The 13,715-nt window shown below is 65.5% G+C and carries 13 protein-coding genes and 3 tRNA genes; 15 read left to right on the top strand and 1 reads right to left on the bottom strand.

Going from position 1 to position 13,715, the window contains the following annotated elements:
- Nucleotides 1-10 precede the first annotated feature (10 nt).
- From astA to AT700_RS20795, 12 genes are all read left to right on the top strand, one after another.
- Entirely contained in the window at nt 11-1,033 is a 1,023-nt protein-coding gene (gene astA / locus AT700_RS20850; protein WP_003112607.1) for an arginine N-succinyltransferase, read from the top strand.
- A gap of 42 nt (nt 1,034-1,075) precedes the next feature.
- Nucleotides 1,076-2,542, top strand: coding sequence for a succinylglutamate-semialdehyde dehydrogenase (astD, locus tag AT700_RS20845; protein WP_025982318.1), 1,467 nt, complete (start codon nt 1,076-1,078; stop codon nt 2,540-2,542).
- Nucleotides 2,539-3,885, top strand: a complete 1,347-nt coding sequence (gene astB, locus AT700_RS20840) for an N-succinylarginine dihydrolase (RefSeq protein ID WP_003085956.1) — start codon at nt 2,539-2,541, stop codon at nt 3,883-3,885. Before astD ends, astB begins: the two co-directional genes overlap by 4 nt.
- A gap of 13 nt (nt 3,886-3,898) precedes the next feature.
- On the top strand, nt 3,899-4,189 hold the full coding sequence (locus AT700_RS20835) for a hypothetical protein (RefSeq protein WP_003085959.1): 291 nt from the start codon (nt 3,899-3,901) through the stop codon (nt 4,187-4,189).
- A gap of 13 nt (nt 4,190-4,202) precedes the next feature.
- Nucleotides 4,203-5,201 (top strand): succinylglutamate desuccinylase, encoded by a 999-nt coding sequence (astE, locus tag AT700_RS20830; protein ID WP_003112605.1) that lies wholly within the window; start codon nt 4,203-4,205, stop codon nt 5,199-5,201.
- A 144-nt stretch (nt 5,202-5,345) separates the two neighbouring features.
- Nucleotides 5,346-6,350, top strand: coding sequence for a low-specificity L-threonine aldolase (gene ltaE / locus AT700_RS20825; RefSeq protein WP_003111717.1), 1,005 nt, complete (start codon nt 5,346-5,348; stop codon nt 6,348-6,350).
- Nucleotides 6,351-6,471: 121 nt separating this feature from the next.
- Nucleotides 6,472-9,096, top strand: a complete 2,625-nt coding sequence (alaS, locus tag AT700_RS20820; RefSeq protein WP_003112602.1) for an alanine--tRNA ligase — start codon at nt 6,472-6,474, stop codon at nt 9,094-9,096.
- Nucleotides 9,097-9,243: 147 nt separating this feature from the next.
- Nucleotides 9,244-10,482, top strand: a complete 1,239-nt coding sequence (locus tag AT700_RS20815) for an aspartate kinase (RefSeq protein ID WP_003085971.1) — start codon at nt 9,244-9,246, stop codon at nt 10,480-10,482.
- A gap of 184 nt (nt 10,483-10,666) precedes the next feature.
- Entirely contained in the window at nt 10,667-10,852 is a 186-nt protein-coding gene (gene csrA / locus AT700_RS20810; RefSeq protein ID WP_003085981.1) for a carbon storage regulator CsrA, read from the top strand.
- A gap of 61 nt (nt 10,853-10,913) precedes the next feature.
- Nucleotides 10,914-11,004, top strand: a tRNA-Ser gene (locus tag AT700_RS20805).
- Nucleotides 11,005-11,121: 117 nt separating this feature from the next.
- Nucleotides 11,122-11,198 (top strand) — tRNA-Arg (locus tag AT700_RS20800).
- A 111-nt stretch (nt 11,199-11,309) separates the two neighbouring features.
- Nucleotides 11,310-11,386, top strand: a tRNA-Arg gene (locus tag AT700_RS20795).
- A 97-nt stretch (nt 11,387-11,483) separates the two neighbouring features.
- On the opposite strand, the gene alpR is transcribed toward AT700_RS20795, so the two are convergent.
- Entirely contained in the window at nt 11,484-12,197 is a 714-nt protein-coding gene (gene alpR, locus AT700_RS20790; RefSeq protein WP_003085982.1) for a transcriptional regulator AlpR, read from the bottom strand.
- A 170-nt stretch (nt 12,198-12,367) separates the two neighbouring features.
- Between alpR and AT700_RS20785 the strand changes: the two genes are divergently transcribed.
- The 3 genes from AT700_RS20785 (at nt 12,368) to AT700_RS20775 (ending at nt 13,705) form a co-directional block, all read left to right on the top strand.
- Entirely contained in the window at nt 12,368-12,898 is a 531-nt protein-coding gene (locus AT700_RS20785) for a hypothetical protein (protein WP_003159664.1), read from the top strand.
- A 164-nt stretch (nt 12,899-13,062) separates the two neighbouring features.
- Nucleotides 13,063-13,437, top strand: coding sequence for a phage holin family protein (locus AT700_RS20780; RefSeq protein WP_003104765.1), 375 nt, complete (start codon nt 13,063-13,065; stop codon nt 13,435-13,437).
- The gene (locus AT700_RS20775) at nt 13,430-13,705 is read left to right on the top strand and encodes a phage holin family protein (protein ID WP_003085989.1); all 276 of its coding nucleotides are present in this window, start codon (nt 13,430-13,432) and stop codon (nt 13,703-13,705) included. Before AT700_RS20780 ends, AT700_RS20775 begins: the two co-directional genes overlap by 8 nt.
- The last annotated feature ends 10 nt before the right edge of the window (nt 13,706-13,715 follow it).

The raw sequence follows: 13,715 nt of genomic DNA, 5'->3' as shown, positions 1-13,715 counted from the left end.
GGAGCCAGTCATGATCGTACGTCCTGTTACCAGCGCCGACCTGCCGGCCCTGATCGAGCTGGCGCGCAGCACCGGCACCGGCCTGACCACCCTGCCGGCCAACGAGCAGCGCCTGCAGCATCGCGTCAGCTGGGCCGAGAAGGCCTTCCGCGGCGAGGCCGAACGCGGCGACGCCGACTACCTGTTCGTCCTCGAGGACGACGCCGGCAAGGTCGTCGGCATCTCCGCCATCGCCGGAGCGGTGGGGCTTCGCGAACCCTGGTACAACTACCGGGTCGGCCTCACCGTGAGCGCCTCGCAGGAACTCAACATCCATCGCGAGATCCCCACGCTGTTCCTGGCCAACGACCTGACCGGCAATTCCGAGCTGTGCTCGCTGTTCCTCCACGCCGACCACCGCAGCGGCCTCAACGGCAAGCTGCTGTCGCGCGCGCGCTTCCTGTTCATCGCCGAATTCCGCCACCTGTTCGGCGACAAGCTGATCGCCGAGATGCGCGGCATGTCCGACGAGGAGGGGCGTTCGCCATTCTGGGAAAGCCTCGGCCGGCACTTCTTCAAGATGGAATTCTCCCAGGCCGACTACCTCACCGGGGTCGGCAACAAGGCCTTCATCGCCGAGCTGATGCCGAAGTTCCCGCTCTATACCTGCTTCCTCTCCGAGGAGGCGCGCGGGGTGATCGGCCGCGTCCATCCGAACACCGAGCCGGCGCTGGCCATGCTCAAGGCCGAGGGCTTCAGCTACCAGGGCTACGTCGACATCTTCGACGCCGGCCCGGCGATCGAGGCCGAGACCGACAAGATCCGCGCCATCGCCGAGAGCCAGAACCTGGTGCTGGCGGTGGGCACTCCCGGCGACGACGCCGAGCCCTACCTGATCCACAACCGCAAGCGCGAAGACTGTCGCATCACCGCCGCGCCGGCGCGGGCCGCCGCCGGCACCCTGGTGGTCGATCCGCTGACTGCCAAGCGCCTGCGCCTGTCGGCCGGCGCCTCGGTACGCGCGGTGCCGCTGTCGGCGCAGAAGCGCGGTTGAAAGCCTGATGGAGGCGTCCCGGCGAGGGCGCCCGAGGAGTCGATGATGAGTACCCATTACATTGCCGGCCAGTGGCTGGCGGGCCAGGGCGAGACCCTGGAGTCCCTCGACCCGGTTGGCCAGGGCGTGGTCTGGTCCGGGCGCGGCGCTGACGCCACCCAGGTCGACGCTGCCGTGCGCGCCGCCCGCGAGGCCTTCCCGGCCTGGGCGCGGCGCCCGCTGGAGCAGCGCATCGAGTTGCTCGAGCGCTTCGCTGCGACCCTCAAGTCCCGCGCCGACGAGCTGGCCCGAGTGATCGGTGAGGAAACCGGCAAGCCGCTGTGGGAGTCGGCCACCGAAGTGACCAGCATGGTCAGCAAGGTGGCGATCTCGGTGCAGGCGTTCCGCGAGCGCACCGGCGAGAAATCCGGTCCGCTGGCCGACGCTACCGCCGTGCTACGGCACAAGCCGCATGGCGTGGTGGCGGTATTCGGTCCCTACAATTTCCCCGGCCACCTGCCCAACGGGCATATCGTCCCGGCGCTGCTGGCCGGTAACTGCGTGGTGTTCAAGCCCAGCGAGCTGACCCCGAAGGTCGCCGAGCTGACGCTCAAGGCCTGGATCCAGGCCGGCCTGCCGGCCGGCGTGCTCAACCTGGTCCAGGGCGGTCGCGAAACCGGCGTCGCGCTGGCCGCCCACCGTGGGCTCGACGGTCTGTTCTTCACCGGGTCCAGTCGCACCGGCAACCTGCTGCACAGCCAGTTTGGCGGCCAGCCGCAGAAAATCCTGGCGCTGGAGATGGGCGGCAACAACCCGCTGGTGGTGGAGGAGGTCGCCGACCTCGACGCCGCCGTCTACACCATCATCCAGTCCGCCTTCATCTCCGCCGGCCAGCGTTGCACCTGCGCCCGCCGCCTGCTGGTGCCGCAGGGCGCCTGGGGCGACGCACTGCTGGCGCGCCTGGTGGCGGTCAGCGCTACCCTGCGGGTCGGTCGCTTCGACGAACAGCCGGCGCCGTTCATGGGCGCGGTGATTTCGCTGAGCGCCGCCGAGCACCTGCTCAAGGCCCAGGAGCATTTGATCGGCAAGGGCGCACAGCCGCTGCTGGCGATGACCCAGCCGATCGACGGCGCCGCCCTGCTGACCCCGGGCATCCTCGACGTCAGCGCGGTGGCCGAGCGACCGGACGAAGAGTTCTTCGGGCCGCTGTTGCAAGTGATCCGCTACTCCGATTTCGCTGCGGCGATCCGTGAAGCCAACGCCACCCAGTACGGCCTGGCCGCCGGGTTGCTGTCGGATTCCCGCGAGCGTTTCGAGCAGTTCCTCGTGGAAAGCCGCGCCGGCATCGTCAACTGGAACAAGCAGCTCACCGGCGCCGCCAGCAGCGCGCCGTTCGGCGGTATCGGCGCGTCCGGCAACCACCGGCCGAGCGCCTACTACGCCGCCGATTACTGCGCCTATCCGGTCGCCTCGCTGGAAAGCCCCAGCGTGTCCCTTCCTGCCACCCTGACTCCCGGGATCAGCCTATGAATGCCCATGAAGTGAATTTCGACGGCCTGGTCGGCCCGACCCACAACTACGGCGGCCTGTCCTACGGCAATGTCGCTTCGCAAAGCAACAGCCAGGCGGTGTCCAACCCGAAGGAAGCGGCGAAGCAGGGCCTGGCGAAGATGAAGGCGCTGATGGAGATGGGTTTCAAGCAGGGGGTACTCGCTCCGCAAGCCCGCCCGGATACCGCTGCGCTGCGTAGCCTGGGCTTCTCCGGCAGCGACGAGGAGGTGATCCGCCGCGCGGCGAAGGAAGCGATGCCTCTCCTCGCCGCCTGCAGCTCGGCGTCGAGCATGTGGACCGCCAATGCCGCCACGGTCAGCCCGAGTGCCGACACCGCCGATGGCCGCGTGCATTTCACCGCGGCCAACCTGAACTGCAAGTTCCACCGATCCATCGAGCATCCCACCACCAGCCGCGTGCTGGCGGCGATGTTCAACGACGAGCGGCATTTCGCCCATCACGCGGCGCTGCCGGCAGTGAGCCAGTTCGGCGACGAAGGCGCGGCCAACCACACGCGCTTCTGCAAGGACTATGGCGATGCCGGCGTGGAGTTCTTCGTCTTCGGTCGCAGCGCCTTCGACAGTCGCTTCCCGGCGCCGCAACGCTATCCGGCGCGCCAGACCCTGGAAGCCTGCCAGGCCGTCGCGCGTCTGCACGGGCTGAGCGAGGCCGGAGTGGTCTACGCTCAACAGAACCCGGCGGTGATCGACCAGGGCGTGTTCCACAACGATGTGATCTCGGTGGGCAATGGCGAGGTGCTGTTCCATCACGAGGACGCCTTCCTCGATACCGAGAAGGTCCTTGCCGAACTGCACGACAAGCTGGGCCGCCGCGGCGGCCGCTTCCGCGCCATCTGCGTGCCGCGCGACCAGGTCGCGGTGGAGGACGCGGTGAAGTCCTACCTGTTCAACAGCCAACTGCTGTCGAAGGCCGACGGTTCGATGCTGCTGGTGGTACCGGAGGAGTGTCGGAACAACCCGCGGGTCTGGAACTACCTGGACCAGCTCACCGGCGACGACGGTCCGATCCGCGAAGTGAAGGTCTTCGACCTCAAGCAGAGCATGCAGAACGGCGGCGGTCCGGCTTGCCTGCGCTTGCGCGTGGCGCTGCAGGAACGGGAGCTGGCGGCGGTGAATCCGGGGGTGATCATGAGCGCCGGCCTGTACGACACGCTGGTAGCCTGGGTCGACCGGCACTACCGCGACCGCCTGAGCGAGACCGACCTGGCCGACCCCCAACTGCTGCTGGAGTGCCGGACGGCATTGGATGAACTGACGCAGATCCTTAAACTGGGCTCGGTTTATTCCTTCCAACTCGATTGAGAGCCTCGCCACCATGTCCGATAGCCTGCAACTGATCCTCGAAGATACCGACGGCACCCAGCTGGAAACTTCCTGCACCCGTTTCGCCGTGGTCTGGCAGGGCAAGGAAGTGTGGGTCCAGCAAGCCGGCAACGGCCAGTTGCTGATCGGCGTCGACGTCGAAGACGGCGATACCGAATACACCAACCTGCTGCTGCGGCCGATGGCGACCAACCTGGTCAGCCTGCAACTGGAGATGGAGCCGATCGAAGAGGGCGACGACCACGAGCACGGCCCCGACTGCGGCTGCGACCACACCCACTGACTGAGGACATCCCATGCTCGCCCTCGGCAAACTGCTCGACTTGACCCTGGCCGGCCGCGAGCCGACCGAGAAGATCCAGCTCACCGCCGACGGCACCCGCCTGCACTGGCTGGCCGAGGGCGCGCTGGAAGTCACGCCGATCGGCGCCCGCGATAACGGCGTCGACCTGTTGCTCTCGGCCGGTATCCACGGCAACGAGACCGCGCCCATCGAACTGCTCGAACGGCTGATCCGCAAGGTCGCCGCTGGCACCCTCAAGCCTGCCGCCAGGGTCCTCTTCCTGTTCGGCAACCCCGAAGCCATCCGCCGCGGCGAGCGCTACGTCGAACAGGACATGAACCGCCTGTTCAACGGTCGCCACGAGGAGGGCAGTGGCAACGAGGCCTTCCGTGCCGCCGAGCTGGAGCGCCTGGCCCAGGTGTTCTTCAGCAAGACCGAGCGAGTCCACCTGCACTACGACCTGCATACCGCGATCCGCGGCTCGAAGATCGAGCAGTTCGCCCTCTACCCCTGGGCCGAGGGCCGCCAGCATTCCCGCAGCGAACTGGCCCGCCTGCGCGACGCCGGCATCGAGGCGGTGCTGTTGCAGAACAAGCCGGGCATCACCTTCAGCGCCTACACCTACGGCCAGCTCGGCGCCGAGGCCTTTACCCTGGAACTGGGCAAGGCACGTCCGTTCGGAGAGAACCAGGAGGTCAACCTGGAGCGCCTGGAGCGGAGCCTGGAGCTGCTGATCGACGGCAGCGAGGAACAGCCGGACGGCTCCCGGCTCGACGGCCTCAAGCTGTTCAGCGTGTCGCGCGAGGTGATCAAGCACAGCGACCACTTCCGCCTGCACCTCGACGACGACGTGGCCAACTTCACCGAACTCTCGCCGGGCTACCTGTTGGCCGAGGATATCGGCGGCACGCGCTGGGTGGTGGACGAGGTCGGCGCGCGCATCATCTTCCCCAATCCACGGGTGAAGAACGGCCTGCGTGCCGGAATCCTGGTGGTGCCGGCCAAGCTCTGAGGCGTATCGGCCTTCCCTCTCGATCATGACGGAGCGCTTCGGCGCTCCGTTTCCGTTGCGGCCGGGAAGATTTCCCGACTTCCCTTGTGGCTGTCGGTAGAGCGCCGTAGGATCGGGCTTTTCCGCCGAACCGAGGAGCCCTCCGTGCCTGTCATCGACCTGCGCAGCGACACCGTCACCCAGCCCACCGCCGGCATGCGCGAAGCCATGGCCGCGGCCGAACTGGGCGACGACGTCTATGGCGAGGACCCTACGGTCAACCGCCTGGAGGCCGAACTGGCGGCGCGCCTGGGCTTCGCCGCGGCGCTCTTCGTACCGACCGGGACCATGAGCAACCTGCTCGGATTGATGGCCCACTGCGAGCGCGGCGACGAATACATCGTCGGCCAGCAGGCGCATACCTACAAATACGAGGGCGGCGGTGCCGCGGTGCTGGGCTCGATCCAGCCGCAGCCGATCGACGGCGAGGCCGACGGATCGCTCGACCTGGACAAGGTCGCGGCGGCGATCAAGGCCGACGACTTCCATTTCGCCAGGACCCGCCTGCTGGCCCTGGAAAACACCATGCAGGGCAAGGTGCTGCCGCTCGACTACCTGGCCGCGGCGCGCGCTTTCACTCGCGCGCGTGGCCTGGCCCTGCACCTGGATGGCGCGCGCCTGTACAACGCGGCGGTGAAGCTGGGCGTAGACGCCAGCGAAATCACCCGGCACTTCGACTCGGTGTCGGTGTGCCTGTCCAAGGGCCTCGGTGCGCCGGTGGGCTCGGTGCTTTGCGGCAGCGTCGAACTGATCGGCAAGGCCCGTCGCTGGCGCAAGATGGTCGGCGGCGGGATGCGCCAGGCCGGTCTGCTGGCGGCTGCCGGCCTGTACGCCCTCGATCACCAGGTGGCACGCCTGGCCGACGACCACGCCAACGCCGCGCGCCTGGGCGACGGGCTGCGCGAACTGGGCTATGCGGTGGAGCCGGTGCAGACCAACATGGTCTATGTCGATGTCGGCGAGCGGGCGGTCGCGCTGCGCGACTTCCTCGCCGAGCGCGAGGTGCGGATCAGCGCGGCGGCGCGTTTGCGCCTGGTCACCCACCTGGACGTTTCCGCCGAGTCCATAGGACAAGTACTGGATGCCTTCGCGGCCTTTCGTCGCTCATAAGCGAAAAGGTCGGCAATAGGCAATAACTATCGCGCAAATACACTACAACCTTGCCCAAGGGCCGATATAATGCGGCCCTTTGCCGGCGATTCGTGGCCGCCAATTTTCCGTGGAAGAACCTATGAAAAGCGCTGAAATCCGTGAAGCCTTCCTCCGCTTCTTCGAAGAGAAGGGACACACCCGTGTCGCTTCCAGTTCGCTGATCCCGGCGAACGATCCGACCCTGCTGTTCACCAACGCGGGCATGAACCAGTTCAAGGACTGCTTCCTCGGCCTGGAAAAGCGCGCCTACACCCGTGCGACCACCAGCCAGAAATGCGTGCGCGCCGGCGGCAAGCACAACGACCTGGAAAACGTCGGCTACACCGCGCGGCACCACACCTTCTTCGAAATGCTGGGTAACTTCAGCTTCGGCGACTATTTCAAGCGCGACGCCATCCATTACGCCTGGGAGTTCCTCACCGGCGAGAAATGGCTGAACCTGCCCAAGGAAAAGCTCTGGGTCACCGTCTACGCCACCGACGACGAGGCCTACGACATCTGGACCAAGGAAGTCGGCGTGCCCGCCGAGCGTATGGTGCGGATCGGCGACAACAAGGGCGCGCCCTATGCGTCCGACAACTTCTGGGCGATGGGCGATACCGGACCTTGCGGTCCCTGCACCGAGATCTTCTTCGACCATGGGCCGGAGATCTGGGGCGGCCCGCCCGGTTCGCCGGAAGAGGACGGCGACCGCTACATCGAGATCTGGAACAACGTGTTCATGCAGTTCAACCGCACCGCGGACGGCGTCATGCACCCGCTGCCGGCGCCGAGCGTGGACACCGGCATGGGCCTGGAGCGCGTCAGCGCGGTACTCCAGCACGTGCACTCGAACTATGAGATCGACCTGTTCCAGAACCTGCTGAAAGCCTCCGCCGAGGCCATCGGCTGCGCCAACGACGACGCGCCGTCGCTGAAGGTGGTAGCCGATCACATCCGTTCCTGCAGCTTCCTGATCGCCGACGGCGTACTGCCGTCCAACGAGGGTCGCGGCTACGTCTTGCGGCGGATCATCCGCCGCGCCTGCCGCCACGGCAACAAGCTGGGCGCCAGGGGCACCTTCTTCCACAAGATCGTCGCAGCGCTGGTCGCCGAGATGGGCGATGCCTTCCCCGAGCTGAAGCAACAGCAGGCACACATCGAGCGCGTGCTGAAGACCGAGGAAGAACAGTTCGCCAAGACCCTGGAGCAAGGCCTGAAGATCCTCGAACAGGACCTCGCCGAACTGCAGGGCAGCGTGATTCCCGGCAACGTGGTGTTCAAGCTGTACGACACCTATGGCTTCCCGGTCGACCTGACCAATGACATCGCCCGCGAGCGCGAGCTGACCATCGACGAGGACGGCTTCGAGCGCGAGATGGAGGCCCAGCGCGAGCGCGCCCGCGCTTCCAGCGCCTTCGGCATGGACTACAACAGCCTGGTCAAGGTCGACGGCGAGACCCGCTTCCTCGGCTATCAGGGCGTCTCCGGCGCCGGGCAGATCGTCGCGCTGTTCAGGGACGGCCAGGCCGTCGAGCGCCTGGAGGAGGGCGAGGAGGGCGTCGTGGTCCTCGACCAGACGCCGTTCTACGCCGAGTCCGGCGGCCAGGTCGGCGACAGTGGCTACCTCGAGGCGGCTGGCGTGCGCTTCGACGTGCGCGATACCACCAAGGCTGGCGGCGCGCACCTGCACCATGGCGTGGTCGCCCGGGGCAACCTGAGCGTCGGCGGCGCGGTCAAGGCCGAGGTCGACGCCTCGGTACGCCAGGCCACCGCGCTCAACCACTCCGCGACCCACCTGCTGCATGCCGCGCTGCGCCAGGTACTGGGCGACCACGTACAACAGAAGGGCTCGCTGGTGGACAGCCAGCGCCTGCGTTTCGACTTCAGCCACTTCGAGGCGATCAAGGCGGAACAACTGAAGGCCCTGGAGGATATCGTCAACGCCGAAATCCGTCGCAACACCGAGGTCGAGACCGAGGAAACCGATATCGACACCGCCAAGGCCAAGGGCGCCATGGCGCTGTTCGGCGAGAAGTACGGCGACCAGGTGCGCGTACTGAGCATGGGCGGCGATTTCTCCGTCGAGCTGTGCGGTGGCACCCACGTATCCCGCACCGGCGACATCGGCCTGTTCAAGATCACCAGCGAGGGTGGCGTGGCTGCCGGCGTACGCCGTATCGAGGCGGTCACCGGCGCGGCGGCGCTGGCCTACCTGAACGGTGCCGAGGAGCAGCTCAAGGAAGCCGCCAGCCTGGTCAAGGGCAGTCGCGACAACCTGCTGGACAAGCTCGGCGCCCTGCTGGAGCGCAACCGTTCGCTGGAGAAGGAGCTGGAACAGCTCAAGGCCAAGGCTGCCAGCGCGGCCGGCGACGATCTTTCGGCGGCGGCGGTGGAAATCAAGGGCGCGAAGGTACTCGCCGCGCGCCTCGATGGTCTGGACGGCAAGGCGCTGCTGGCGCTGGTCGACCAGTTGAAGAACAAGCTCGGCCGCGCAGTGATCCTGCTCGGCGGCGAGCTGGACGGGAAGGTCGTACTGGTCGCAGGCGTGACCCAGGACCTGACCGGCCAACTGAAGGCCGGCGAGCTTATGAAGCAAGCCGCGGCGGCAGTTGGTGGCAAAGGTGGCGGACGCCCGGATATGGCCCAGGGCGGCGGCACCGATGCAGCGAAATTGGACGAGGCCCTGGCCCTGGCCCAGCGCTTCGTCGAGCAAGGGCTCTGATGCCATGCCGGCCCCGCGCCAGAGCGATGCGGGGCCGGGCGGCCAGCGCCCCTTGATGCCCGGCCGGCGGTGCGCCCCGCCAGTCCGGGTAGCGAAAGAATGTGGCAGGTTCAAAAGGGCGCCCTTCACGGAATCAGGCGGTTTGAAATGGCTTTGATCGTACAGAAGTTTGGAGGGACCTCCGTCGGCACCGTCGAGCGTATCGAGCAGGTGGCCGAGAAGGTGAAGAAATTCCGCGAAGCGGGCGATGACGTCGTCGTGGTGGTATCCGCCATGAGCGGCGAGACCAACCGTCTGATCGGCCTGGCCAACCAGATCATGGAGCAGCCGGTTCCGCGCGAACTGGACGTCATGGTCTCGACCGGAGAGCAGGTGACCATCGCCCTGCTCAGCATGGCCCTGATCAAGCGCGGCGTGCCGGCGGTCTCCTATACCGGCAACCAGGTGCGTATCCTCACCGACAGTGCGCACACCAAGGCGCGCATCCTGCACATCGACGACACCCACATCCGCGCCGACCTCAAGGCCGGCAGGGTAGTGGTGGTCGCCGGTTTCCAGGGCGTCGACGGCAACGGCAACATCACCACGCTGGGCCGCGGCGGTTCCGATACCACCGGGGTGGCCCTGGCGGCGGCGTTGAAGGCCGACGAATGCCAGATCTACACCGACGTCGACGGCGTCTACACCACCGATCCGCGCGTAGTGCCGCAGGCCCGTCGGCTGGACAAGATCACCTTCGAGGAAATGCTGGAAATGGCCAGCCTCGGTTCCAAGGTGCTGCAGATCCGGGCGGTCGAGTTCGCCGGCAAGTACAACGTTCCGCTGCGCGTGCTGCACAGCTTCCAGGAGGGTCCGGGCACCCTCATTACTATCGATGATGAAGAGGAATCCATGGAACAGCCGATCATCTCCGGCATCGCCTTCAACCGCGACGAAGCCAAGCTGACCATCCGTGGCGTACCCGATACCCCCGGCGTGGCCTTCAAGATCCTCGGGCCGATCAGTGCCGCCAATGTGGAAGTCGACATGATCGTGCAGAACGTGGCGCACGATAACACCACCGACTTCACCTTCACGGTGCATCGCAACGATTACCTGAACGCCCTGGAAATCCTCAAGCAGACCGCCGCCAACATCGGCGCGCGCGAAGCCATCGGCGACACCAACATCGCCAAGGTTTCCATCGTCGGCGTCGGCATGCGTTCGCACGCCGGCGTGGCCAGCCGCATGTTCGAAGCGCTGGCCAAGGAAAGCATCAACATCCAGATGATCTCCACCTCGGAAATCAAGGTTTCCGTGGTGATCGAAGAGAAGTACCTGGAACTGGCGGTACGTGCTCTGCACACGGCGTTCGAGCTCGACGCGCCGGCGCGACAGGGTGAGTGACGCTGACAGGCGAAAGGCGCGGCAACCCCGCGCCTTTTGTCGTTTTTGACCGTTTGGCAGGAACTTTCATTCCGGCGGGACTGGTCAATACTGGGTGAAGGATCGCGCTCTTGATTTCTGCGGATCCGCCGCCATTTCTTTTTTGCAGACTGTTGTCCTGAAATATTCGCGTGAGGAGAAAGGAATGCTGATTCTGACTCGTCGGGTCGGAGAGACCCTGATGGTAGGTGACGACGTCACCGTGACGGTACTGGGTGTCAAAGGGAACCAGGTGCGCATCGGCGTCAACGCGCCGAAGGAAGTCGCCGTACACCGGGAGGAAATTTACCAGCGCATCCAGAAAGAGAAAGATCAAGAGCCAAACCATTAATTTTTATCTAATTTTCCCTTTGCAAACGGGGTAAAGATGGGTATCATGCGCCCCGTGTTGCGGAGAGGTGGCCGAGTGGCCGAAGGCGCTCCCCTGCTAAGGGAGTACACCTCAAAAGGGTGTCGGGGGTTCGAATCCCCCCCTCTCCGCCATTCAAGTGTTAGAGGTTGATTCAGGCGGCGAAAGCCATATTGGTAACTAAGTTACTGATTTGATTGAAAAAATCGCTTGACGGATAAAATCCACAATCTATAATGCGCCCCCACGACGCACTCATAGCTCAGCTGGATAGAGTACTCGGCTACGAACCGAGCGGTCGGAGGTTCGAATCCTCCTGAGTGCGCCATATTTCGAAGGGTTCCTCTCGTCAGGGGCTCGGCGAGCGAAGGATCGACAGTTGCGGTCTTTCACGGTAAAACAAGCGTTACCGGCAGGTGGCCGGAAAAAGCACCGACACGCACTCATAGCTCAGCTGGATAGAGTACTCGGCTACGAACCGAGCGGTCGGAGGTTCGAATCCTCCTGAGTGCGCCATACCGAAAGGGCCTGCAGCAATGCAGGCCCTTTTTCTTTGCCCGGGATTTTTCTTCCGCCGGAACGCGGCCCCGTCGTCAGGCGGGGCGGGAAGGGGTCAGACCAGCACCGAGTACCAGAACACCCGGCCGATTACGTTGATGTGCTCGGCGGCTTCCTGGGGCTCGTAGCGCTCGTCCGGATGCTCGTCACTGTTGAAGCTGCGAATGCGCAGGCCGCCGCCTGGAAGGCGGTAAAGCAGTTTCACGCGCAGTTGGCCGTCGTGGTCGAAGGCGTACATGTCGCCGTCCTTGATCGTCCGCGCGCTAGTGTCCACGCCTACCGTGCTGCCGTCCGGCAGCACCGGCTCCATGCTGTTGCCGCTGACCGTGACGCAGGCTGCACTGGCCGGATCGATGTTCTTCTTGCGCAGGGTGTACTTGCCGAAGCGCAGCTTGCGCCCGCCGGTCTGCAGGATCACCGTGCTGCCCTTGCCGCCGGACAGCTCGATCTCCTTGTAGAAGGGCAGTTCGATCTCGTCGGCATCCAGGGGCGTTTCGTCGTCCCATGACTCTACTGCGCCAAGCCAACTGGCATTGGGGCCTGCATTCGCCTGGCCGCGCTCGGCGAGCATCTCGCCACGACCTTCCGCCAGCCACAGGGGGTTGACGCCGCAGGCGCCGGCGATCTGCGCGACGAAGCTGGTGGCGCGGGACTTGCCGCGCTCCAGATCGGAAATGGAGGTCTGGGTCATGCCTACCGCCTGGGCAAGCTGGACCTGGCTGAGATGGGCGTGCTTGCGCGCCGCCTTGATGCGATCTTTGAGTTCCATAGGTGGAAAGACTAAGGGTGTGCCTGTGGCATTGCAAGCGTCCGTATATGGGTATTACCATAATTTCAGCGCTTTCCTACTCGCGTCGGGTAGGACGGCGGCCCAACACAGCCACTGCGGGTGGCTAATGCGAGCGGCCAGCCAGGTGGGCCGGCCAAGGAGGGAATACCATGTTTCAAAGTACCGAGCAGGCGCTGGCCGTGGCCTACTGGATGTTCGAGCACCAGCCGGGACCGAAGTCGTCGACGGCGATGGTGATCGATGGCCTGCGCGAGCGCTTCGATCGCAGCTTCATCGAACACCTGCCCAGCGGTTTGAGTCCGCACGAATGGCAGGCCCAGGCGGTGATGACCGTGCGTTTCGCCCAGCGCCAGCTGGCTGCGCACCCACTGGAGCTGGCGGTGGTGCGGGCCGAGTTCGCCCGCGGGCGGGATTTCGTCCTTGGCCTGGCGGCTTTGCGCGACTGGCTGAAGCCCGGGGCCGACCTGATCGAGCAGCGGGCAACCCTGGCCTTGCTGATGCGCATGTTCCGTCGTCCGCCGTCGAGCATCCGCGAGATCGAGCGACTCAGCGGGCTGTCGAAGAGCACCCTGCATCGCTGGGACAAGGAATGGCGCGAGCGGGTCGTCGCTTTGCTGCGCCAGGCCTTGCAGCGGCTGGAGGAGCCGATGGCGGAGGTGGGGATCGTGGGCGAGCGCTAAAAAAATTTCTGTATGAAAACGGGTTTTCCCATATTGACGCTATGGGACGATAAAGGTATAAATTCTCCACGATTGAAATTCCTCTGGCCGAAGCCCGCCGATGCGGGCTTCGGCCGTTCCGGGCCCGCCTTTTCGGCGGGCCTTTGCATTTCCGGGAGTCATCCATGTCCGAGCCAAGCTCTGCGGCCTCCGCCGCCAGCGCAATGGCTGGCGTCGGCCTGGCCATGTACCTGCCGGGTATCGATGGCAACGCCTTGCTGGGAGGCTTCGGCGGCGCCATCTTCTTTGTCGTGTTCGCCCGTGACTACAACGCCCTGACCCGCCTCGGCTACCTGCTGGTGTCCTGGGTCGGCGGCTATTACGCCGGAATCGAGGCGCTCGGCCGCGGATTGACCCAGACCAGCGGCATGGCCGCCTTCGTCGCCGCGACCCTCTGCGTGACCGGCGGCATCGGCATGCTCGAGTGGATGCGTGGCGGCGAACTGCCCAGCTGGATGCGCGGGCTGTTGCGCCGCCGGGGAGGCAAGTCCGATGGTTGATCCGCTGTCCACCCTGACCGTGCTGGTCTGCTCGGCGATCTGCATGCGCCTGATCACCTATCGCCGCGCCGGCGCGCGTTTCCGCCCCGGCGTTTCCCTGTGCGCCTACCTGCTGGCGTTGTGCACCGGCTGCCAGGCGCTGGGAATAGTGGCCGGGTTGTATCGTGCCGAGCACCTCTCGCCGTGGATGCTCGGGGTACTGCTGGTGCTGCTGGTCCTGCTGTTGCAGGCGCGCGGCAACCTGGCGCGGGTCCTGCGCCTGCATTGAACGAACGTAC

The sequence above is a fragment of the Pseudomonas aeruginosa genome (genome assembly GCF_001457615.1).
Lineage (GTDB): Bacteria > Pseudomonadota > Gammaproteobacteria > Pseudomonadales > Pseudomonadaceae > Pseudomonas > Pseudomonas aeruginosa.
Note: the sequence above shows the minus strand (reverse complement) of the source record. Positions and strands in the feature narration are given on the sequence as shown.